This is a genomic window from Nocardia brasiliensis (genome assembly GCF_042691675.1).
Taxonomy (GTDB): Bacteria; Actinomycetota; Actinomycetes; order Mycobacteriales; family Mycobacteriaceae; genus Nocardia; species Nocardia brasiliensis_D.
Genome location: NZ_CP170507.1, coordinates 1,627,202 through 1,647,656, shown reverse-complemented (window position 1 = coordinate 1,647,656; position 20,455 = coordinate 1,627,202). Strand labels below are relative to the sequence as shown.

General features: G+C 67.8%; 23 protein-coding genes. 6 read left to right on the top strand and 17 right to left on the bottom strand.

What is annotated here, in order from left to right:
- Positions 1-903, top strand: coding sequence for a TetR/AcrR family transcriptional regulator C-terminal domain-containing protein (locus ACFK0J_RS07625; protein WP_378737826.1), 903 nt, complete (start codon positions 1-3; stop codon positions 901-903).
- On the opposite strand, the gene ACFK0J_RS07620 is transcribed toward ACFK0J_RS07625, so the two are convergent.
- The gene (locus ACFK0J_RS07620) at positions 853-1,740 is read right to left on the bottom strand and encodes a haloalkane dehalogenase (protein ID WP_378737824.1); all 888 of its coding nucleotides are present in this window, start codon (positions 1,738-1,740) and stop codon (positions 853-855) included. The genes ACFK0J_RS07625 and ACFK0J_RS07620 overlap by 51 nt on opposite strands.
- Positions 1,741-2,416: 676 nt before the next feature.
- Here ACFK0J_RS07620 and ACFK0J_RS07615 point away from each other — a divergent pair.
- Complete coding sequence (locus tag ACFK0J_RS07615; protein ID WP_378737822.1) at positions 2,417-3,145, top strand: HNH endonuclease family protein; 729 nt, start codon at positions 2,417-2,419, stop codon at positions 3,143-3,145.
- Positions 3,146-3,228: 83 nt separating this feature from the next.
- Here the strand turns inward: ACFK0J_RS07615 and ACFK0J_RS07610 are convergent, their stop codons facing one another.
- The 8 genes from ACFK0J_RS07610 to ACFK0J_RS07575 form a co-directional block, all read right to left on the bottom strand.
- A complete protein-coding gene (locus ACFK0J_RS07610) occupies positions 3,229-4,152 on the bottom strand; it encodes a LysR family transcriptional regulator (RefSeq protein WP_378737820.1) in 924 nt (307 codons plus the stop codon).
- A gap of 46 nt (positions 4,153-4,198) precedes the next feature.
- Positions 4,199-5,758: a hypothetical protein gene (locus ACFK0J_RS07605; RefSeq protein ID WP_378737818.1), complete on the bottom strand. Its 1,560-nt coding sequence runs from the start codon at positions 5,756-5,758 to the stop codon at positions 4,199-4,201.
- Positions 5,743-6,510 (bottom strand): ABC transporter ATP-binding protein, encoded by a 768-nt coding sequence (locus ACFK0J_RS07600; protein WP_378737816.1) that lies wholly within the window; start codon positions 6,508-6,510, stop codon positions 5,743-5,745. Before ACFK0J_RS07600 ends, ACFK0J_RS07605 begins: the two co-directional genes overlap by 16 nt.
- A 66-nt stretch (positions 6,511-6,576) precedes the next feature.
- Positions 6,577-7,782: an FAD-dependent oxidoreductase gene (locus ACFK0J_RS07595; RefSeq protein WP_378737814.1), complete on the bottom strand. Its 1,206-nt coding sequence runs from the start codon at positions 7,780-7,782 to the stop codon at positions 6,577-6,579.
- A 183-nt stretch (positions 7,783-7,965) separates the two neighbouring features.
- The gene (locus ACFK0J_RS07590) at positions 7,966-8,625 is read right to left on the bottom strand and encodes a PadR family transcriptional regulator (protein ID WP_378737812.1); all 660 of its coding nucleotides are present in this window, start codon (positions 8,623-8,625) and stop codon (positions 7,966-7,968) included.
- Positions 8,626-8,706: 81 nt separating this feature from the next.
- Entirely contained in the window at positions 8,707-10,740 is a 2,034-nt protein-coding gene (locus ACFK0J_RS07585; RefSeq protein WP_378737810.1) for a DHA2 family efflux MFS transporter permease subunit, read from the bottom strand.
- Positions 10,741-10,795: 55 nt separating this feature from the next.
- Positions 10,796-11,743 carry a sigma-70 family RNA polymerase sigma factor gene (locus tag ACFK0J_RS07580; protein ID WP_378737808.1) on the bottom strand — a complete coding sequence of 316 codons (948 nt, stop codon included), beginning with the start codon at positions 11,741-11,743 and terminating at the stop codon, positions 10,796-10,798.
- Positions 11,744-11,822: 79 nt separating this feature from the next.
- Positions 11,823-12,032 (bottom strand): hypothetical protein, encoded by a 210-nt coding sequence (locus ACFK0J_RS07575; RefSeq protein ID WP_378737806.1) that lies wholly within the window; start codon positions 12,030-12,032, stop codon positions 11,823-11,825.
- Between the two features lie 147 nt (positions 12,033-12,179).
- Here ACFK0J_RS07575 and ACFK0J_RS07570 point away from each other — a divergent pair, with 147 nt between their 5' ends.
- Positions 12,180-12,815 carry a TetR/AcrR family transcriptional regulator gene (locus ACFK0J_RS07570; RefSeq protein ID WP_378737804.1) on the top strand — a complete coding sequence of 212 codons (636 nt, stop codon included), beginning with the start codon at positions 12,180-12,182 and terminating at the stop codon, positions 12,813-12,815.
- Here ACFK0J_RS07570 and ACFK0J_RS07565 read toward each other — a convergent pair.
- A complete protein-coding gene (locus ACFK0J_RS07565; RefSeq protein WP_378737802.1) occupies positions 12,800-13,444 on the bottom strand; it encodes a TetR/AcrR family transcriptional regulator in 645 nt (214 codons plus the stop codon). The genes ACFK0J_RS07570 and ACFK0J_RS07565 overlap by 16 nt on opposite strands.
- Positions 13,445-13,734: 290 nt before the next feature.
- Between ACFK0J_RS07565 and ACFK0J_RS07560 the strand changes: the two genes are divergently transcribed.
- The 3 genes from ACFK0J_RS07560 to ACFK0J_RS07550 all read left to right on the top strand — a co-directional run bounded on the left by ACFK0J_RS07560 (position 13,735) and on the right by ACFK0J_RS07550 (position 15,535).
- Positions 13,735-14,610 (top strand): oxidoreductase, encoded by an 876-nt coding sequence (locus tag ACFK0J_RS07560; RefSeq protein ID WP_378737800.1) that lies wholly within the window; start codon positions 13,735-13,737, stop codon positions 14,608-14,610.
- Positions 14,611-14,708: 98 nt separating this feature from the next.
- Entirely contained in the window at positions 14,709-15,158 is a 450-nt protein-coding gene (locus ACFK0J_RS07555) for a transcriptional regulator (RefSeq protein ID WP_378737798.1), read from the top strand.
- Complete coding sequence (locus ACFK0J_RS07550; protein ID WP_378737796.1) at positions 15,155-15,535, top strand: DUF3817 domain-containing protein; 381 nt, start codon at positions 15,155-15,157, stop codon at positions 15,533-15,535. Before ACFK0J_RS07555 ends, ACFK0J_RS07550 begins: the two co-directional genes overlap by 4 nt.
- A gap of 118 nt (positions 15,536-15,653) precedes the next feature.
- Here ACFK0J_RS07550 and rdgB read toward each other — a convergent pair whose 3' ends face one another.
- The 7 genes from rdgB to ACFK0J_RS07515 form a co-directional block, all read right to left on the bottom strand.
- Complete coding sequence (gene rdgB, locus ACFK0J_RS07545) at positions 15,654-16,265, bottom strand: RdgB/HAM1 family non-canonical purine NTP pyrophosphatase (RefSeq protein ID WP_378737794.1); 612 nt, start codon at positions 16,263-16,265, stop codon at positions 15,654-15,656.
- The gene (gene rph / locus ACFK0J_RS07540; protein WP_218474466.1) at positions 16,265-17,035 is read right to left on the bottom strand and encodes a ribonuclease PH; all 771 of its coding nucleotides are present in this window, start codon (positions 17,033-17,035) and stop codon (positions 16,265-16,267) included. Before rph ends, rdgB begins: the two co-directional genes overlap by 1 nt.
- A gap of 42 nt (positions 17,036-17,077) precedes the next feature.
- Positions 17,078-17,842, bottom strand: coding sequence for a cyclic nucleotide-degrading phosphodiesterase (locus ACFK0J_RS07535; RefSeq protein WP_378737792.1), 765 nt, complete (start codon positions 17,840-17,842; stop codon positions 17,078-17,080).
- 69 nt (positions 17,843-17,911) lie between these two features.
- On the bottom strand, positions 17,912-18,649 hold the full coding sequence (locus ACFK0J_RS07530) for a rhomboid family intramembrane serine protease (RefSeq protein WP_378737790.1): 738 nt from the start codon (positions 18,647-18,649) through the stop codon (positions 17,912-17,914).
- A 107-nt stretch (positions 18,650-18,756) separates the two neighbouring features.
- Entirely contained in the window at positions 18,757-19,719 is a 963-nt protein-coding gene (locus ACFK0J_RS07525; protein WP_378737788.1) for a PLP-dependent cysteine synthase family protein, read from the bottom strand.
- Positions 19,720-19,726: 7 nt separating this feature from the next.
- Positions 19,727-19,999 carry a MoaD/ThiS family protein gene (locus ACFK0J_RS07520; RefSeq protein ID WP_378737786.1) on the bottom strand — a complete coding sequence of 91 codons (273 nt, stop codon included), beginning with the start codon at positions 19,997-19,999 and terminating at the stop codon, positions 19,727-19,729.
- Positions 20,000-20,032: 33 nt separating this feature from the next.
- Positions 20,033-20,455 carry a Mov34/MPN/PAD-1 family protein gene (locus tag ACFK0J_RS07515; RefSeq protein WP_218474459.1) on the bottom strand — a complete coding sequence of 141 codons (423 nt, stop codon included), beginning with the start codon at positions 20,453-20,455 and terminating at the stop codon, positions 20,033-20,035.

Here is a 20,455-nt window from a genome sequence, read left to right as displayed (position 1 = left end):
ATGAGTTCACCTCCCCCATACCTGCGCATCGCCGCGGAGATCCAGGAGCGGATCAACTCCGGCGAGCTGCGGGCGGGCGATCGGGTGCCCTCCGCACGGCAGATCACCAAGGAGTGGGGCGTCGCGATCGCCACCGCGACCAAGGTGCTCGCCGTGCTGCGCCAAGAGGGCACGGTTCGGGTGGTACCCGGCGTCGGCACCGTGGTGGACGCCCCGCAGGCGGCGCGACAACAGCACGGCCGCGAGACCGAGCTGACCGCCGCGACCGTGGTGCGGGCGGGCATGGCGATTGCCGACGCCGAAGGTCTTGCGGCGCTGTCGATGCGGCGCGTCGCCACCGAACTCGGCGTACCGACGATGTCGCTGTATCGCCATGTGGGCAGCAAGGATCGGCTGGTGCTGTTGATGGCGGACGCGGCCTTCGGCGAGGCCCAGTTCCCCGACCCGCCGCCCGTCGGCTGGCGGGCCAGGCTGGAAGTGCTCGCGCGGCTGCAGTGGGCGATGTATCACCGTCATCCGTGGGTGGTCACGGCAATGTGGGTGAGCAGGCCGGAGCCGGAACCGAAGCTGCTGGCGCACACCGAATGGGCGGCCCGCTCGTTCGATGATCTCGGCCTCGACCCGGATGCCGTGATCTACGCCCATGTCTCGCTGTACAGCTACGTGCGCGGGGTAGCCGTGAATCTCGAGCTGGAAGCGGTGGCTCGGCGGGCGGGTGCGCCGGTCGAGCCGTGGGATATCCGGGAGCCGGAATTCGAACGACTGCTGGCAAGCGGGCAGTTTCCCACCTTGGCGAGCCTGAACGAGCGCAACGACTTTCAGTTCGACATCGACAAGCTCTTCGAGTTCGGTTTACAGCGCCTGCTGGACGGGTTCGCCGCCATTGTCGAGCCGCGCCGCTGACCGCAGCCACCCGGCCACCGCCGCGCCGATCTCGTCCGGCCGATCCTCGGGCGCGTGATGCCCGGCCGGGCCGATCGGCGCGACCTCGACGTTCGCGAAAGTCGTTGCGGCCCAGTCGACCGCCTCCGCCGAGCCGAGCCCGACCCCGTTCGCCAACGCCATCACCAGCTTCGGCACCTCGGGCGTCCGCGCCGCCCATTCTCCGTAGTTCCGCACGATCGCCACCACGTCCGCGGGTGCACCGTCCAGCGGGAATTCGCGCGGCCACATCAGCAGCGGCTTGCGCGATTCGGGTGTCGGGTAGGGCGCGCGGTAGACGTCGTGATCCTCGGGCGACAAGTCGGCGACGCCCTTGGGCAGGTTGAACTCGATGAACATATTCTCCGTCAACACCATTCGCTCACCCTCCGCGCTGCGGAACTTCCGGAACAGTTCCGCGCCGAGCGGTGGCAGCTCGTCCCAGCGCAGCGGCCGCAGGAACGTCTCGATCAGCGCGATGCCGCGAACGCGGCTCGGATGACGCGCGGCCCAGTCCATGCCGAGCGCGCCGCCCCAGTCGTGGCCGACGAGCACCACCTGGTCCAGTCCGAGTGCGTCGAACCAGGCATCCAGGTAGCGGGCGTGGTCGGTGAACCGGTAGGCGATATCGGGCTTGCCGGACTCACCCATCCCGATGAGATCGGGGGCCAGCGCCCTGGTTCGGTCGGTGACGTGCGGAATCACGTTGCGCCACAGGTACGACGAGGTGGGGTTGCCGTGCAGGAACACCACCGGCACCGAGCCGGTGCCCGTGTCGCGGTAGGTGATGAACGAGTCGAGAACATCGACGGTCGCCATGAACTGTCCTTCCAGAGGTCTGGGTTGTTGGCCTTCACCCGGTTGGACACAGAACTTCGGCCTACTGTGACCGCCGCTGGCGTGACGCTCATCACGGCCCGGAGGGGACGGGTTCCGCACCACGGCACCGAACGTGATCCCGCAACTGACCGGCACATCCGTACAAGTCCAGTAGATAAATCGACCAGACTGAAATGAACCTGAGAATATCGCCGAATCAGGGTCGGCGACTTGCCAAGATCAAACCCCGTTATCTACTGTCTCAATACGTAGCAACGAGCAAGGTCGGGACGGAGAGATACGGTGCGGAAGCGAGAGGCGAATTCCCAGTCGCGGGTAGAACTCTCAGCTGACACCGATCGAATCCCGATCTGCCCCTAGTCATCACGAGCGAGTTCGCCGAGCGCGGCTCGACACCTCGGGTCCTCCCTCATCAGCCCCGTGGTGTCGGCGTGTGCGGATTCGGACTGGACAACCTCCCGCACCACCGCGGAACGGTCGACCTCCCTCGTGATCACCGCCCCCGAGTCGGCGCCGGCACGGCGACTCGGGGGCGGACTTATATCAACTCCCCTTGGCTGTGCCGAAGCTCATATGCGGCAATCGCTTCCACGACCTCGACCGCCGGATACGTTGGCGCCCGATATAGTTCAGGCGATCGGCGTTAGGAAGCTCGATGAAGTTCACAGCTCAGCGGCTCGCCCTGATCGGGCTGGCCATCGCGACATTCATCGGACTGTCCTACTACTTCGTCAACCGAGTCGAATCCCCCCGAGCGAACGCGCAGTGCACCGGGTCGGCGCAAATCTGCGCCGACGCACCGGCGAGCATGCCGAGCCGCGACGCACTCACCATGCTCGAAGCGATCCGGGTGGCCGGGCGCGCACCCAAAACCGGTTACACCCGTGAACAATTCGGCAGTGCCTGGTCAGATGACGTATCGGTGCCCGGTGGGCACAACAAATGCGACACCCGCAACGACATCCTGCAGCGCGACCTCACCGAGATCACCTTCAAGGACAACAGCCGCTGCGTCGTCGCCACCGGCACCCTGAACGACCCGTACACCGGCAAGACCATCAAATTCGTCCGCGGCCCCAAGACCTCCGACGATGTGCAGATCGACCACGTGATCGCGCTGTCGGACGCCTGGCAGAAAGGCGCGCAACAGCTTTCCGCGGAACGCAGGCGCGACCTGGCCAACGATCCGCTGAACCTGCAGGCCGTCGACGGCCCGACCAACCAGTCCAAGAGCGACTCCGACGCCGCCAGCTGGTTACCGCCCAGCAAGAACTACCGCTGCGCCTACGTGACCCGGCAGATCCAGGTCAAAGCGGCCTACCAGCTCTGGGTCACCCAGGCCGAGAAGGACGCCATGACAAGGGAACTCAGCACCTGCCCGTGATCACCGCACGCCTTCGATGAACTGGTGATCGGTCTGGATGCGGCCGTCGAAGATCTTGGGTAAGCGCGCAGCTCTCTGAACCGCTACCAGGTGCGGCTGACGGCGCGGAGGTGGCTGTGGACGAGGTCGACGTGGGGGCGGGGGGCCGTGCCGGGGCGGCGGACCAGGAAGCCGGTGTTGATCGGTGGGTCGGGCGGGTCGAGGAGGGCGACCAATGTGCCCGAATCCAGTTGGGGCGCACAGAGGTAGCGCGGTAGCACGCTGAGGCCCGCGCCCGCCGCGACGGCGGCGGCGACCGCGCGCAGATCCGCGACGACGACGGCCGCTTCGGCGGTCAGGCGGATGCCGAATACGTGCCGCCAGTACCGCCGCAGAATCGGCAGGTCGGCGGCGTAGCTGACGAGCGGTGTCCCGGCCAGCGCGGCCGGGCCCTCGGCACGCAATTGTTCGGTATCGATCTGTTCGGCCACCGCGGGCGCGGCGACCAGCACGAACTCCTCGTCCGAGAGCGGTTCGGCGACCACGGTTCGGCCCCGCGGGCGCACGGTCGACATGACGAGGTCGTACTGTCCAGCGCGCAATCCGGCCAGCAGGTCTTCCGAGAGCCCGGCGGTCACCGTCAGCCGGACGCCGCGCGTGACCAACGGCGCCAGCGCGGGAAGAGCCTGCACCGCAAGGATTTCCGCGGGCCCGGCCAGCCGGACCGGCGGCTGCGGCAGCGACTCGGCCGGGGTGGACCACCCGGCCACCGCGTTCAGCGCATCCAACGGTTCGGCGATCCGCGCGGCCAATTCCGCGGCGGCCGCCGTCGGCGCGACACCGCGCGGCAGCCGCTCGAACAATCGCTGTTCCAACCGCTTCTCCAGCGCCTGCAATTGCGCGGTCACCGTCGGCTGCGACAACCCGACCAGCCGCGCACCCGCGGTGATCGACCCTGCCCGGTGCACAGCCAAGAATGTGCGCAACTGATTCAGATCGAGACTGCCATCAGAATCTCTATCGCTCACGGGGCAAGTCTATTGCTTCGCCGATGTGGAGGCGGGACTTCAGCGCTCACCGGTGCCGGACCGCATCCAGCAGCTCGGGTCCACGGGTCGTCAGCCGCCGCTCAGCTAAGCGCGCGCCGACAACGGCCGCGGCGACACCGATCGCAATACCCACCGGCAGGGCGAGCCATTCGACCACCTTCAGGTCGGTCACCCGGCCGATCAGCAGGATCGCGACCACCGGAAGCACCGCGAACATCTGGCCGAAAACCATCGCGAACTGGATCAAACCCTTGGCGCACCCCGGATTACCCCCGCCGGAGAAGGGATTGCCGGTGCGCGGCGGCAGCGGATACGGCGCCAGGACCGACAGGACCAGTGCCGAGCAGACGCCGACGCCGAGCGCCGCGGCATGCAGCGACAGCACCCACGGATACACACCCCAGCGGCCGAGTGCGCCCGGCAAGATCAGCGTGATCAGCAGCGTCGGCAGGCCGATCACCAACAGCATGGCCAGCAGCCTGCCGCGCACATCAGCCCGCACCGCCCCCGGCGTGACAAGGGTTTGCCACAGCGCGGTGCCGTCATAGCCGTAGAGATTGGCACCGGCCAGCGCGGCGAACAACGCCGAGGTCACCCCCGCGAACGGCACACCGCCGGTGCCACCGCCCTGGACGGCGGGGAAAACCGGCATCAGGATGCCGACCACCAGGATCGGCAGCAGGGTCGCCCGCCGACGGCTGTCCCGCCACCAGGCGCGCAGTTCCTTGACCAGCACCGCGCCCACCGGTCCGTCCTGCCGCACCCGGCTGAGCAGCCCGCCGCCCGCGCCACCGGCCACCGAATTCATCGGGGTCGCCAGCCTGCGGGCCAGCAGCACCGACCACGCCTGCCAAAACCCGACCGATACCGCGGCGAGGCCGACCAGCGGCAGCACTGCGAGCAGCCAATTCCCTTGCGCCGCACCCTGTACCGCGACAGCGGACCAGCCGGAGGGCAGCCAGCGCAGCGTCGTGGCCGCGCCGGACGGTAGGTCACGCAGCACGCTCACGTGGGACAGCAGCCAACTCATCGGGTAATAGGCCAAGCCGACCAGTCCGGCCAGCAGCACGCCCACATCTTTGCCGCGCCGCGACCGCATGGCGGCACCGACCCAGGCCAGCACCACCCGGGACAGCACCACCACGAACACCAGTTGCAGCAGCACCGCGATCAATGCGATCAGGCTTGCCGCCCAACCGAATTGGGCCGCGAGCACAACCAGACCGCCGAACGCGATCAGATTGATCACCGGCGCGGGCCCGGCGAAGGACGCGGCGAGCAGGCCGGTGGCCAGTTGCCGATTGCTGAGCGGCAGCAGCCGCAGGTGCTCCGGTTGTACGGTCTCGTCGCTGCTGCCGATCAGCACCGGACCGCACAGCCAGCCCAGCGTCCACACGCCGAAAAGCGCTGCGGCAATGGTGGTTCCCTGGGCGGCGTCGGATGCGCCGAAGCCGATCAGCGCGGCGGTGACGACAGCGGCGAAGAGGCCGACCAGGATGCCGAGCACGAAGGTGAAACCCTGCCAGCCGTTGCTCAACCCACGCTTGGTGAGCAGCAACCGCATTCGGATCAGGACGCCAACCACGACAGCCCGTCCTCTCCCCCGACGCGGCCGCCGACCAGCCGAACGAACGCCTCCTCCAACGTGGTTCCGGCCCGCACCTCGTCCAGCGTGCCCGCCGCGACCACCCGTCCCCCGGTGATCACCGCGACCCGATCGCACATGTTCTCCACCAACGCCATCACGTGACTCGACAGCACCACCGCGCCGCCCGCCGCGACGAAGCGCTGCAGGATGGTGCGAATCGTGCCCGCCGACACCGGATCCACCGCCTCGAACGGCTCGTCGAGCACCAGCAGCTTCGGCGCGTGCAACAGCGCGGTGGCCAGGCCGATCTTCTTGCGCATGCCCGCGGAGTAGTCGACGACCAAAGTGCCTTCGGCGCCGGTCAATTCGAATACCGCGAGCAGCTCGTCGGCCCGTTCGGCGACGGTGCGCTCCGGCATGCCGCGCAACAGCCCGGTGTAGGTGAGCAATTCGCGTCCGGTGAGCCGTTCCGGCAGCGCGAGTCCGTCCGGCAGCACGCCGGCGAGGGTCTTGGCGCGCGCCGGATCGGCCCACACGTCGGCACCGAAGATCTCGGCACGCCCGCTGTCCGGCCGCAGCAGCCCGCAGGCCATCGACAAGGTGGTGGTCTTGCCCGCCCCGTTGGGGCCGACCAGGCCGAAGAAGGAGCCCGGCGGCACCGCCAGGCTCACACTGTCGACGACCCATGGTCCGCCGAAGCGTTTACACAGGCCGGTCAGGTGCAGTGCGGGCTGGTGGTCTGATGGCATGGGTCCCCCGGTTGTCGAATGGATGGTCCCAAGAGTACGAGCCACCAGCCCGCACGGTTCGGCGGCTCAGGCCACGGCCGCGAGTTCCTTTTGCACCGGCGCGGCCCAGTCGATCCGGTAGCGCTGTTCGGGCCCCAGGCTCTTCTCCGGATTCATCATCTTGATCGCCAACGGTGCCACCAACTGCATCATCTTGCGCCCGACCGGCCCGAGCGTCTTGCTCTGATTGGCCTTCGCGGCCCGTGCCGCGACCGCCTCCACCCGGCTGCGGCGCAACCGCTCATAGGTGGTGAACGCTGCTGTCGGTGTCGGCAGATCGCGCAGGCAGCGGGCCAGCTGGACGGCGCTCTCGATGGCCAGCGACGCCCCCTGACCAGAACTGTTGGACGGCGCGTGCACCGCGTCACCGACCAGCACCATGCGCCCGCGGAACCAGTGCGGCACCGACGGCATGATGTGCAGCGCCCCGGTGACTTCCAGCTGCTCCTCGGTGGTCCGCCGGGCCAGCTCGCCGCCGGGCGTGTCCTCGGCATAGGTCTCGCGCAGGATATCGAGCCAGTGCGACTTCGGGATCGCGCGGGCCGCGGTGAGCGACAGGTACTCCTGGTGCGGCAGGTTGGCGCCCCACATGACCCGGCCGTCACCGCCCGGTCCGTACAGGTAGTAGGCCTTTTTGCCGAAGGCGAAGGTCATGGTGTCGGCCGGGATGTCCCCGTCGTAGTCGACCATCGCGCCGAAGCCGAGCATGCCGAGGTACTCCGGTCCCGGCGCGTTCGGATCGATCAGGCCGCGCACCGTCGACCGGATGCCGTCGGCGCCGACCAGCACGTCGGCGGTGGCCGTGCTGCCGTCGGTGAACCGGGCCGTGATGCCCGATTCGTCCTCGACCACATCGACGAGGCGCTTGTTGTACTCGAAGGGCACCCCGGCGGCGACCGCGTGATCGTGCAATGTCTGGTGCAGCTCGCCGCGGTCGACCAGCTGCAGCGGCGCCAGCCCTGCCGGACCGGGTACCCGGATGTGCTTGCCGCCGATCGACAGGCTCATGTTCGCGATCGGCAGCGCGATCTCGCGGACCGGGTCGCCCGCGCCGATGATGTCGAGGGCGGCGATGCCGTTCGGCGCGAGCGCGAGCCCGCTGCCGATGTGGTACGACGGGCCGGGATAGGCCTCGTAGACGCGGGCGTCGATGCCCGCCTTCAGTAGCGCGGTCGCGGCGACCGGTCCGGCGATGCCGCCACCGATGACCAGTGCGGTTCTTGTTTTCGACACGGATGTCTCCAGGTTTGTTCGTTATCGGTTTTTCGAATCCCCGAACCGACCCGTGCATCGCGCACCCAGTTATCCTGTGGTTGCCAGCCTTGTAGCCGGGTGCGCGCATGCGGGCGCGGTTCGAGACTGTTCAATCGGGCTCGGCGGCGGTGTTGCCGCACCCCGCCGGGCCTGGTCTCGTTGTCAGGACGATTCCTGTTGAGTCATCCCCCTTTCCACGGACTCGATGGCTTCGGCGAAAGGGGTACCGTCGGCGTGCATTTGGCGCCACCAGTCGACGTCGGGGAAGGTGCCCTCGACCAGCTCGTCGCGCAGCGAACGTACCCATGCCGCTTCGGCTTCCAGCATGGCGAGCCCGAACTCGGTTTCGATGATGAACAGCCGCGGCAGCTTGGTGGCCGCTATCTGCTCGAGTTCGCCGCGCACCACGTCCACGGCGTGGCTCAGCGCGTCGATGCGCTTGCCGAGCAACTCGATGACGTCGTCGGGCGGTAGCACCGCGAGGATGGAAAGCCCGGCGACGAACCGGTGCTGTTCCGACTCGGGCACGGCGATCAATTGCTTTGTCCAGTCGGTGAGTTCGGCTCGTCCGGCGTCGGTAATGCGATAGATGACCCGTTCCGGTCGCGCGCCGTCGCGCTCGCTGCCGACGATTTCCAGGTAGCCGACCTTCTCCAGGTTCTGCACGACGGTGTAGAGCGAGCCCCACTTGATGTCCATGTCCTGGTCTTTGCCCCGGTCGCGCAGCGTCTGGGCGATCTCGTAGCGGTGCTTCGGCCCGTCGATCATCACGGACAGCACCGCAAGCGCGAGCAGGTTGTTCACCTTGCGTTTCGTGGCCATCGCACCTCCTTACTCGTCTACGAATATACGTGCACGAGTATTAGTGCGGCAAGTGTCGTCCGCGACCGGAGACAAGCGAGGTCAGGTGCGGGCGGGTTCGTGCTCGCCCGTCTCCTCTTCGAGCAACTTGGCGGCGACGTTGTCCAATGCCTCGTCGAACAGCGCGCGGTCGGCCGGATCGTCGTTGTTCCAATCATCGAGCGTTTTGTCGAGCCACCGGCGCCACGCTGCCTTGACCCGGTCCAGTTCGCCCTGGCCCGCGTCGGTCAGCCGCAGTTCCCGGCCGTCGTCGATGAGATAGCCCTTCTCGGCCACCCGGCGATAGATCGGCGCGAGCACGTCGTCGGGCAGCTTGTGCGCCCGCGCGACCGCGTCCAGCGTGGCCCCGCCCTTGACGCGGTCGCGCAGGTACACCTGTCCGAGCGCCCATGCCTCGCCTCGACTGAGCGTGCTGCCCGCGTCCGCGAGAATGCGCGGGCCGATCGGCCCCTCGGCGTGCGACTTGCGCAGCGTCCCGGCGATCGCCCGCTCCAATTGCACGACCCGGTCCGCGGAGTCGGGCACCGAGAAACCGCCGCCCACGTCACCCGCACTCGTGCGCGCACTGTCGCGCAGCGGCACCTCTTTGAGGAACCAGGCGACCACGAAACCGATCAGGGCCACCGGTACCACCCAGATGAAGACGTGGTCGATGGTGTTGGCGTAGGCGTCGATGATGGGCGCCGAAATCTCCTCGGGCACGGCCTGGAGCGATTGCGGATTCGCGGCGACGTCCGGCGGCACCACCTTGACCTCTTGCAACGCCGCGGTCAGATTCGGGCCGATCTCATTGCTGTAGAGGGTGCCGAAAATCGCGGTGCCGAAGGTACTTCCGAGGGTGCGGAAGAAGGTGACGCCGGAGGTCGCGGTGCCGAGCTGGGCGTACGGCACGGTGTTCTGCACGACGATGGTGAGCACCTGCATGGTCAGCCCGATGCCCAGACCGAGCACCATCATGTAGAGCGATTCCTCCCAGATGCCGGTATCGCGGCCCATCGTCGACATCAGGTACAGCCCGAGCGCCATCACCAGCGTGCCGACGATCGGGAAGTACCGGTAGTGGCCGGTCTTGCCGACCACCTGGCCGGACAGGATCGAGGTGACCAGCAGACCCGCCACCAGCGGCAGCGAACGCACACCGGACATGGTCGCCGAGACTCCGTCCACGTACTGGAGGTACGCGGGCAGATAGGTGATCGAGCCGAGCATGGCGAAGCCGCAGATGAAACTGAGGATCGAGCAGACCGTGAACACTCTGCTGCGGAACAGTCCCATCGGCAGCATCGGTTCCTTGGCCCGCAGCTCGATCGCCACGAACGCCGCGAACAGCACCACCGACGCCGCGAACAGGCCGAGGATCATCGACGAACCCCAGGCGTATTCCTGCCCGCCCCATTCCAGCCCGAGGATGAGGGTCGAAACGGCCACGGCGACAAGCCCGATGCCCGCGTAATCGATGATCGGTTTGATGGCGGCGCGCACCTTGGGGATGGTGCGGGCCGACATCACGATCATGATGATCGCGATGGGCACATTGACGTAGAAGCACCAGCGCCAGCTCGCATGGTCGGTGAACAGGCCGCCGAGCGTCGGCCCGATCACCGTGGTGACACCGAAGACGGCGCCGAGCGCACCCTGATACTTGCCGCGCTGGCGCAGCGGGATGGTGTCGGCGATCAGCGCCATCGCGGTGACCATCAGGCCGCCGCCACCGAAGCCCTGGATGCCGCGGGCGACGATCAGCAGCGTCATCCCGTTCGCCAGCCCGGCGATCATCGAGCCGACGATAAAGATCAACGCACTGAGCTGGAAGATCAGCTTGCGGCCGAACAGATCGCCGAGCTTGCCGGCCAGCGCGGTCGCCACCGCCTCGGCGAGCAGATAGGCCGTGACCACCCAGGCCATATGCCCGGCCTCGCCGAGGTCGGCGACGATCGTCGGCAGTGCGGTGGACACGATCGTCTGATCGAGGGCCGCCAGCAACATGCCGAGCACAATCGTGGCGAACACAATGTTGGTCTTGGCCCGGCTCATCGGCTCGGGGGCTTTCTCGGCGACATCGACTGCACCGGTCATTGGGCCAGTATGGTCCGAGTCCGCCGAACTGTCCGTCCAGCGACACGACAGCGACTCAGCCGAGCAACCCTTCGAGCACCTTGCTGCGGCCCGGTTGCCGCAGCTTGGACATGCCTTTGGCCTCGATCTGGCGGGCCCGTTCGCGAGATACGCCATAGGCCTTGCCGATCTCGTCCAACGTCTTCGGATCGGCGCCGTCCAGGCCGAAGCGCAAGGTGATCACCTCGGCTTCCCGCTCGGTCAGCCCGGCGAGCGCCTTGGCGAGCTGGCCGCGCACCGCCGTCGCCAGTGCCGCCTCGGACGGGTCGGGTGCGGTGTCCGCGATCAGTTCGCCGACCTCGGCGTCGTCGCCGATGGGGGTGTGCAGCGAAATCGGTTCGCGCGCGTGGTCGAGCACTTCGCGCACCTTGGCGGGAGTCATGTCCAGTTCAGCGGCGAGTTCCGCCGGGGTGACGTCGCGGCCGAGCTGCTGTGTGAGCGTCCGCTGGGTGCGGATCACCCGATTCAGTACCTCGACCACATGGACCGGGATGCGGATGGTGCGGCTCTGGTCGGCGAGCGCCCGGCCGATGCCCTGCTTGATCCACCAGGTGGCATAGGTGGAGAACTTCAGGCCGCGGTGGTGATCGAACTTCTCGATCGCGCGCATCATGCCGACCGTGCCCTCCTGCACCAGGTCGAGCAGCGACATCCCGACCGGCGTCGGGTAGCGCTTGGCGATCGAGACGACCAGCCGGAGGTTGGCCTCCACCATGTGGTCCTTGGCGCGCTGACCGTCGGCGACCCGGCGGCGCAACGCGCGGCGTTCCGCGAGCGGGAGGTCGGTCTCGTCGGCGAGCCGCCGAGCGGCGAGCGCACCCGCTTCGATGCGTTCGGCCAGCTCGACCTCCTGCGCGGCGGTGAGCAGCGGCGTGCGGCCGATGAGACGCAGGTAGTCCTTGACCGGGTCCTCGCTGACGGTGCCGGCGAGACGGGCGGGGCGGGCGGTGCAGAACTGGGTCACGGGTGAGTCCTTCCGAAGGGAGCGAACCGGTCGTCGGCGCGGTAGTGCGCCGACGACCGGCGGGGGCAGTACTCGACGGTCAGCCGCGACCGGGGATCCGCAGTGGCCGCTGCGGGACCGCGCGGAAGTTGGTCCGGCTGTGCGACAGCGCGGCGTTCTTCCGGTCGATCCGTGGCGCGCCGGGAAATCCGTTGGCGCGCTGCTTCTTCGGCTTGGGTGCGGTCTCGGTCAACCCGTAGCGGCGGAGGACGGCGTCGATGGTGGTCTGCGCGGTGGTCTTGTCGGCCATGGTGGCTGGTCCCTTTCGGTCAATGGTGGAGATGGTGCGGGCCGGGGTCGCTTACGCTCCTTCGTTCTCGGTGACGAAGACAAACTTAGAACAGACCTAAAAATATGTCAAGCATAAATTTTGGTCGATATCAGATATGGTGGGGCCATGACCGAACAGACGCTGGGCCTCCGGGACCGGAAAAAGCTGCAGACCAGGGAGAACATCTCCCATCAGGCGACCAGGCTGTTCCTGGAGCACGGCTTCGACAAGGTGACGATCGCCGACGTGGCGGCCGCCGCGCAGGTCGCCAAGATGACGGTGACCAACTACTTCCCGCGCAAGGAGGACCTGGCGCTCGATCTGCACGACGTCTTCGTCGAACAGCTCGCGCGCATCGTCCGCGAACGGCAGCCGGGCGAGTCCGCGCTGGCGGCCCTGCGCGACGCCTACCTGACGGCCGCGGCCGAACAGGATCCGGTGGTCGGCTTCTCCGGTCCCGAATTCGCCAAGATGATCGCCGACAGCCCCGCGCTGGTCGCCCGGCTACGGGAGTTCCACGACGAGCGGGAGCAGGCCCTCGCCGACACCCTCGCCGCGGAAACCGGCGCGGCCGCAACGGATATCCGGCCGCGGGTGGCGGCGGCCCAACTGGGCGGGGTGCATCGGGTGCTGTTCGACGAGACCATGCGCCGCACCCTCGCCGGTCAATCGAACGAGGAGATCGCCACGGCCATCACCGAATACATCCGCATCGCGTTCGACGCGCTGGCCCCGTCGCTGGCCGACTATGCCGTGCGCTGAGCCGGGACTTCCAGCAGCGACAGCGCGATCGGCACCAGCAATTCCACCAGCTCGCCCGTCGAAGGGCGCGGATCGGCCAGCACCCACTCGTGCGTCAGGCCATTGATCGCGCCGATGAGAGCGCTTGCGCCCCAGGCGGTTCCGCCGCGAATCCGGGCGCCCGGCAGCACCGCCGGCACGACGGTGGCGTCGAGCATCGCCGCCCACGCGTGCCGCCGTTCGCGGCGATGCCGCTCCATGCGGTCGCTCACCCCGACCACCTCGATGAAGGCGACCTTGGTGCGATACGGGTCGGCGCCGATCGATCCCAGGTACGCCGAGACAACGGCGGTCATCGCGGCGGTCATGTCGAATCGCGGATCGAGTTCGGCCAGCGCCGCGAGCACCGCGCCCGCCGCTTCGTCCTGAATCCGGTCGTAGGCGGCGACAAGCACGTCTTCCCTGGTCTGGAACTCTTCGTAGAACTGCCGCTTGGACAACGCCGCGGCGGCGCAGACGTCGGCGAGGGAGCAGTTGGCGTAGCCGCGTTCGGCGAAGATGCGGGTCGCCGCGTCGAGGAAGCGCTCGCGGCGTTCGGCCTTGCGCTCAGTGACGGCGCGTCCGCCGTACTGCCTGCCGACTATGGTCACCCCACCTACCGTATCGGAGCCGTCGTCCGGATCGGTGCGACCACACTCGCCCCGCGTTCCAGCAACCAACAAGCAGCGGACGGTGCATGAACTCTGAGTTGGCGCGCTGTGATCTGTGACGGACACCGAGCGATCTTCGGCGTGCGCTGTTGTGATCGCTACCGACCGGCATCTCGCGGCGGTGATCTTCAGCCACGCCGAGTGACAGAAATCATCTCCGTCTGAGACACTCGTCAGCGGACCGGGGCGAAGCTCTTCCCTCGGAACTTACTCCAGAGTAAGGTTAGTTCATGGCGTGGAAACCTACTGAAATCCCGGATCAGACCGGACGCACCTTCGTGATCACCGGCGCGAACGGCGGGTTGGGCGCCGTCACCACCGAGGTCCTCGCGGCCAAGGGGGCGACCGTCATCATGGCCTGCCGCAATGTGGACAAGGCCAAGACCGTCGCCGACGGCATCAGCGGCGACGTCCGCGTCGCCGAGCTGGACCTGGCCGATCTGGCCTCGGTCCGCAAATTCGCCGACGAGTCGGCCGAAATCGACGTGCTGATCAACAATGCCGGGCTGATGAACATCCCGTTCTCGCGCACCAAGGACGGCTTCGAAACCCAGTGGGGCGTCAACCATCTCGCTCACTTCGCGCTGACCGGCCTGCTGCTGGACCGCATCCGCGACCGGGTGGTGACGCTGGCCAGCATCGCGCACAAGCAGACGCCGAAGCTGTGGATCGATGATCTCAACTACGAGAACCGTCGCTACCAGCGCAATCTCGCCTACGCACAGTCCAAGTTGTCGAACCTGATGTTCGCCAGGGAACTCCAGCGCCGCCTCGCCGAATCCGGTTCCAGCAAGCGCTCGTACGCGGTGCACCCCGGCGTCTCGGCCACCGACCTGTTCGCCAGGACCGAGACCCCGGTCGACCGGATCATCAAGCCGTTCGTCGCGCTGATCGGTCATCCGCCGAAGAAGGCGGCGCACTCCTCGCTGTTCGCCGCCACCATGCCCGATGCCGACCCGGAGGTGTACTGGGGCCCGCGCCGGTTCTTCCAGACCCAGGGGCCGGTCGAGTCGTCGCCGTCCAGCCGACTATCGAAGAACAAGGAACTCTGGAAGCGGCTCTGGGAAGAATCCGAGCGGCTGACCGGCGTCACCTACAAGTTCTGACCTCGGCCGACCCGTCCGCTGTGATGCGGGCGGGTCGCCGAAGTGACGAGACCGGCCTGCTCCTACGGACCGTGTAGTAGACGGGTACCGTAGTAGCCGTGTCCGCTTCACCTCGCCGCTCGGCACACAATCGCCCGGCCCTCATCGTGCTGGTGCTGGTCGCTGCGCTGGGTTGCCTGGCGCTGGCGTGGTGGCAGTGGCAGCGGTTCGAATCGTCGAGCGGCACCGGCCAGAACCTGGGGTACGCGCTGCAGTGGCCGTTGTTCGCGGCGTTCGCGGTGTTCGCCTATTTCCGGTTCGTCCGGCTGGAGCGCGAAGCCGAGGAGAGCGAGAACCCCGGCGATAACCCCCGGCCCGCCCCGAAAGCTGTTGCGCCGCGCGAGATTCCGGCCGGTCTGCTGCCGGAGCGGCCGAAGGCGGTGCGCGACGAGGATCCGGTACTCGCCGAGTACAACAAATACCTGGCCGCACTGCACGCCCAAGACGTCGACGATCAGGTCCGCGAGGCGGGCCTGCGCGCCCGCGATACCGAGAGGAGCGCCGGTTGACCGCCAGCGAGAATTCCACCGAGACCACCGCGGCCACCGCGGTACCCGCGCGGACCGGTGCGGCGAATACCGCCAAGATCAAGTCCGCGTTGCTGCGCTACCGCACCCTGGCCTGGGTCACCGGTCTGTGGCTGCTGTTGCTCACCGGCGAGATGATCGCCAAGTACGGCTTCGATGTACACACGCCGAGTTGGATCGCTGTCGTGCACGGCTGGGTGTACTTCGTCTACCTGCTGGTCACCGCCGACCTCGCGGTCAAGGTGCGCTGGCCGGTTATGCGCACCGTCGGCACCCTCCTAGCGGGCACCATCCCACTGCTCTCCTTCTTCGTCGAACACGTCAACGCGAAGAAGGTCAAGCAGGACTTCGGCGTCTAACTCGCCCGATCCTGCCCGCGATCAGCGCTGGCGCACACCCTCTGGGTGAGCCGCATACCCAGTAGAGGGGGTGTGCGCCGCTTCGCAACAGGTGTGCGGGTTGCGCAAGGGGCGCGGTTCAGTCCGCGGCGAGGGCGGAGAGAGCGGGAAGTAGCTGGGCCAGGGCGCGGGCGCGGTGGGAGACCGCGTCCTTTTCGGCGGGGGTCAGTTGGGCGGCGGAGGTGTCGCCGCCTGCGGGGATGAACAGCGGGTCGTAGCCGAAGCCGCCATCCCCCAGCGGTTTCCGGCCGACCGAACCCGGCCATTCGCCGCGGACAACGATTTCCGCGCCGTCGGGGACGACCAGCGCGCAGGTCGAGACGAAACGCGCGCCCCGCCGCTCATCGGGCACATCGTTGAGCTGTGCCAAAAGCAGGGCGTTGTTGGCGGCGTCGTCGCCGTGCCGACCCGACCAGCGGGCCGAGAGCACCCCGGGCATGCCGTTGAGCGCGTCCACCTCGATGCCGGAATCATCTGCGACACAAGCCAATCCGGTGGCGGCGGCGCCGTCGCGGGCCTTGGCGAGCGCGTTCTCCTCGAACGTCGCGCCGGTCTCCGGCGCCTCGTCGTAGGCAGGCACGTCGTCCAGTCCGACGATCTCGATGCCCGCGATGCCCGCCTCGGCGAGGATGCGGCGCAACTCGTTCAGCTTCTTGGCATTGCGGCTGGCCACCAGAACGCGACGCGCCATTACTTCTTCTTCGGCTCGGCGGGCTCGGGCAGCACACCGGGGTACGGCAGCGCCAGCGCTTCTTTCTGAATGGCGAAGATCTTCTCGCAGCCGATCAGCGCGGAGTCGAGCATCTTGTCCAGGGTGGAGCGCGGGAAGGTGGCGCCCTCGCCGGTGCCCTGGATCTCGACCAGAGTGCCGGTGTCGGTGGCGACCACGTTCATGTCGACCTCGGCGCGCGAATCCTCTTCGTAGGGCAGGTCGAGGCGCACGCGGCCGTCGACGACGCCGACGCTCACCGCGGCGATCGCGCAGGAGATCGGCTGCGGGTCGGCCAGGCTGCCCGCGGCGGCGAGGTAGGTGACCGCGTCCGCCAGCGCGACGTACGCGCCGGTGATGGCGGCGGTCCTGGTGCCGCCGTCGGCCTGCAGCACGTCACAGTCGATGGCGATGGTGTTCTCGCCGATGGCGGCCAGGTCGATGCACGCGCGCAGCGAACGGCCGATCAGCCGGCTGATCTCCTGGGTGCGGCCGCCGACCTTGCCCTTCACCGACTCACGTCCGCTGCGGGTGTGCGTCGCGGCGGGCAGCATCGCGTATTCGGCGGTGACCCAGCCGAGTCCGGAGTCGCGGCGCCACGGGGGCACGCCCTCGGTGACGCTCGCGGTGCACATCACCCGCGTCTGACCGAATTCCACCAGCACCGAACCGGCTGGATGCGTGGTGAATCCACGGGTGATCCGTACCTCGCGGAGTTCATCGTCCGCCCTGCCATCGGCTCGTCTAGACACGGGCACAGCCTAGTCACCCCAACCTGTTCGCCGGGTAACCGGTCAGAGGTCGAATGTCTCGCCGGGGGCCACGGCGTGCACGGGGCCGGAGAACTGCGCCTTGGCCTCGGCGATCACGTCTTCTCTGGAGGTCCACGGCGGAATGTGGGTGAGCAGCAGTTCCTTCACACCGGCCTGGGCGGCGATCATGCCCGCCTCGGTGCCCGAAAGATGAATGCCGGGCGGCCGATTCGCGGGATCGTGCGTCCACGACGCCTCGGCCATCAGGATGTCGGCGCCCTCGGCGAGCTCGTGCACCGAGTCGCACATGGCCGTATCGCCGGTGTAGACGAAGGTTCGTCCCGCGGCGGTGACGATCCGCAGACCGTAGGACTCCGGCGGGTGGAACATCCGGCGGGCCGACACGGTGTGCCCGGGTCCGAATTCGATCTGCTCGCCGACGGTCCACGGTTGCAGGTCGATCACGTCGGACCAGTTGTCGCATTCGCCGCCGACCTCGGCCGACGCGTTGCCGATGCGCAGCGCGCTGTCCGAGGGTCCGCGCACGATGGCCCGGCCCACCGGCGGGGTCGGATGGTAGCGCCGCCAGACCAGCAGGCCGGGCAGGTCGAGGCAGTGGTCGGCGTGCAGGTGAGTGAGGAAGATATCGACTTCACCGGGATCGGCGTATCGCTGTAGCGCGCCGAGTACGCCAGGCCCGAAATCGATCACCACGGGCGTCATATCCGGCCCGGTCAGCAGATAGCCCGACGCTGGGGAGTCCGGGCCGGACACGCTGCCCGAGCACCCGAGGACGGTGAGGCGCATCCCCCCATGCTGCCACGACGAATTGGCACTCAAGAAACTATCCCCCACATTTCTCGACGGGCCGCACGATCATCGTGGCGACGCAATGGTTCCAGCTCGATCCCCGCGACGATTCCGGCGTGCATCACCAGAGAATACCCAGCCGGCGAGCAGTCCACCCATCGCCCCGAAAAGATGTCCCTGCCAAGAGATTCCGGCTTGTCCAGGCAATACACCCCACAGCAGCGACCCGTAGAGCGCCACCACGACGAGCCCGAGCACGATCTGCCCGATGTTGCGGGCGAACCAGCCGCGCGAGATCAGGAACGTCAACCAGCCGAACACCAGCACCGACGCGCCGAGGTGCACGCTGCCCGAGCCGCCGGTCAGCCAGGTGCCGACACCAGCGACGATCCAGATGATCGCGGTCGCGGCGAGTCCCCGGCCGATGCCCGCGGCGAGCGCGAGAAAGCCCAGTACCAGCACCGGGAGCGTGTTGCCGACCAGATGCGGCCAGCCGTGATGCAGGACCGGGGCGAACAGGATGCCCGAAAGACCATCGGCCGATCTGGGGTGAATACCCGCGTTGTCGAGTTGGTTGTTGTCGAAGGTGTCGACTCCTTCGATGCCATAAAGGAGCGCGACGAAACCGGCGATGAGCAGTCCGGCGCGCAACCACAATTGTTTGACGGCGGCGAAATTATTCGACTTCGCCGGGGCGCCCGCGGTTGTCCGCGGCGCCGTGGCGCCCGGATTCGCCAACTGTGCCCGGATCGCCGCGATCCGGTCGGGGTCGAATGACGGACCGATTCCCGCACCGCCGGTCATCGCAGCCTCCTCGTCGAGCAGGGAGTGCGACGGTTCGCCTGTTCATGTTCGAACCGTCATCCCGCTCTTCCGAGGGTACCGGCGCGGACCGGGCCCGCATGCGAGCGTTATGCCCAGAGCTGGCCGTCGAGTCGTTCCTCGGCCTCTTCGAGGGTGCCGTCGTACGCGCCGGTCGACAAATACTTCCATCCGCCGTCGGCGACCACGAACGCGATGTCGGCGCGGTTACCCGCCTTCGCGACCTTGCGGGCGACGCCGAGGGCGGCGTGCAGGATCGCGCCGGTCGAGATGCCCGCGAAAATGCCCTCCTCGGCGACCAGTTCGCGGGTGCGTTTCACCGCGTCGTACGGACCCACCGAGAACCGGGTGGTCAGCACCGACTCGTCGTAGAGCTCCGGGATGAAGCCCTCGTCGATATTGCGCAGCCCGTAGACCAGTTCGCCGTAGCGCGGCTCCGCCGCCACGATCTCGATGCTCGGCACCTTCTCCCGCAGGAAACGGCCGGTGCCCATCAGCGTTCCGGTGGTGCCGAGGCCCGCCACGAAGTGCGTGATCTCGGGCAGGTCGGCCAGGATCTCCGGGCCGGTGGTCTCGTAATGCGCCAGCGCGTTCGCGGGGTTGCCGTACTGGTACAGCATCACCCAGTCCGGGTGCTCCGCCGCGATCTGCTTGGCCAGCGCCACCGCCTGGTTGGAGCCGCCCGCGGCCGGGGAATCGATGATCTGCGCGCCGAACATGGTCAGCAGCTGACGCCGCTCGACCGAGGTGTTCTCCGGCATCACGCAGACCAGCTGGTAGCCCTTGAGCTTGGCGGCCATGGCCAGGGAGATGCCGGTGTTGCCGCTGGTGGGCTCCAAGATCGTGCAGCCGGGCGTCAGCAGGCCGTCGGCCTCGGCCTGTTCGATCATCCGCAGCGCGGGACGGTCCTTGATGGAACCGGTCGGGTTGCGGTCTTCCAGCTTGGCCCACAGCCGCACATGGTTGTCGCCGTCCCACTGCGGGGAGAGCGTGCGCAGGCCGACCAGCGGCGTGTTGCCGAGGGTCGCGATCAGCGATTCATAACGCGCCACGGGTGGGTCAGCCTCCGGCGACGGCAGGCAGGATGGTCACGCTCGCGTCGTCGGGCACCTCGGCCGCCAGGCCGCCGGCGAAACGCACGTCCTCGTCGTCGACGTAGATATTGACGTAGCGGTTCAGCTTGCCGTCCTTGAGCAGCCGCTCGGCCAGACCGGGGTGGTTCGACTCGAGGTCATCGATCAGCGCGGACAGCGTGGCACCCTGTGCCTGCACGCGCTTCTCCCCTCCGGTAAGGCCACGCATGATGGTCGGGATGGACACGGTTACCGGCATGAGAACTCCTCGGTTGCACGAACAAGCATCGGTCTAGGCGGTTTCGTACGCATCGACGATGCGCACCGGCTCCTCGGTGACCTCCCCGTCGACGATCCGGTAGCTGCGCAGCTCGTGCTGCTCCGGATCGCGGGTGGAGATCAGCACGTAGTGCGCGAACGGTTCGGACGCGTAGGACACGTCGGTGCGGCTGGGGTACGCCTCGGTGGCGGTGTGCGAGTGGTAGATCACCACCGGGGTCTCGTCGGCGTCGTCCATGGCGCGCCACACCTTCAGCTGCTCACCGGAATCGAAACGGTAGAAGGTGGGCGAACGCTCGGCGTTCATCATCGCGACGAAGCGCTCCGGGCGATCCGAGCCCTCCGGTCCGGCGATGATGCCGCAGGCCTCGTCGGGGTGGTCGGCGCGCGCGTGCGCCACCATCGCCGCCACGAGGTCGGCCCTGATCACCAGCAC

What these genes read in the sequence shown, in the direction of transcription:
- ACFK0J_RS07575 (WP_378737806.1), bottom strand. Translation starts at nt 12,032, where the DNA reads ATGGCCGACAAGACCACCGCGCAGACCACCATCGACGCCGTCCTCCGC.
- ACFK0J_RS07615 (WP_378737822.1), top strand. Translation starts at nt 2,417, where the DNA reads ATGAAGTTCACAGCTCAGCGGCTCGCCCTGATCGGGCTGGCCATCGCG.
- ACFK0J_RS07585 (WP_378737810.1), bottom strand. Translation starts at nt 10,740, where the DNA reads ATGACCGGTGCAGTCGATGTCGCCGAGAAAGCCCCCGAGCCGATGAGC.
- ACFK0J_RS07520 (WP_378737786.1), bottom strand. Translation starts at nt 19,999, where the DNA reads ATGCCGGTAACCGTGTCCATCCCGACCATCATGCGTGGCCTTACCGGA.
- ACFK0J_RS07530 (WP_378737790.1), bottom strand. Translation starts at nt 18,649, where the DNA reads ATGACCGGCGGTGCGGGAATCGGTCCGTCATTCGACCCCGACCGGATC.
- ACFK0J_RS07590 (WP_378737812.1), bottom strand. Translation starts at nt 8,625, where the DNA reads ATGGCCACGAAACGCAAGGTGAACAACCTGCTCGCGCTTGCGGTGCTG.
- rdgB (WP_378737794.1), bottom strand. Translation starts at nt 16,265, where the DNA reads ATGGCGCGTCGCGTTCTGGTGGCCAGCCGCAATGCCAAGAAGCTGAAC.
- ACFK0J_RS07600 (WP_378737816.1), bottom strand. Translation starts at nt 6,510, where the DNA reads ATGCCATCAGACCACCAGCCCGCACTGCACCTGACCGGCCTGTGTAAA.
- ACFK0J_RS07570 (WP_378737804.1), top strand. Translation starts at nt 12,180, where the DNA reads ATGACCGAACAGACGCTGGGCCTCCGGGACCGGAAAAAGCTGCAGACC.
- ACFK0J_RS07620 (WP_378737824.1), bottom strand. Translation starts at nt 1,740, where the DNA reads ATGGCGACCGTCGATGTTCTCGACTCGTTCATCACCTACCGCGACACG.
- ACFK0J_RS07535 (WP_378737792.1), bottom strand. Translation starts at nt 17,842, where the DNA reads ATGCGCCTCACCGTCCTCGGGTGCTCGGGCAGCGTGTCCGGCCCGGAC.
- ACFK0J_RS07560 (WP_378737800.1), top strand. Translation starts at nt 13,735, where the DNA reads ATGGCGTGGAAACCTACTGAAATCCCGGATCAGACCGGACGCACCTTC.
- ACFK0J_RS07625 (WP_378737826.1), top strand. Translation starts at nt 1, where the DNA reads ATGAGTTCACCTCCCCCATACCTGCGCATCGCCGCGGAGATCCAGGAG.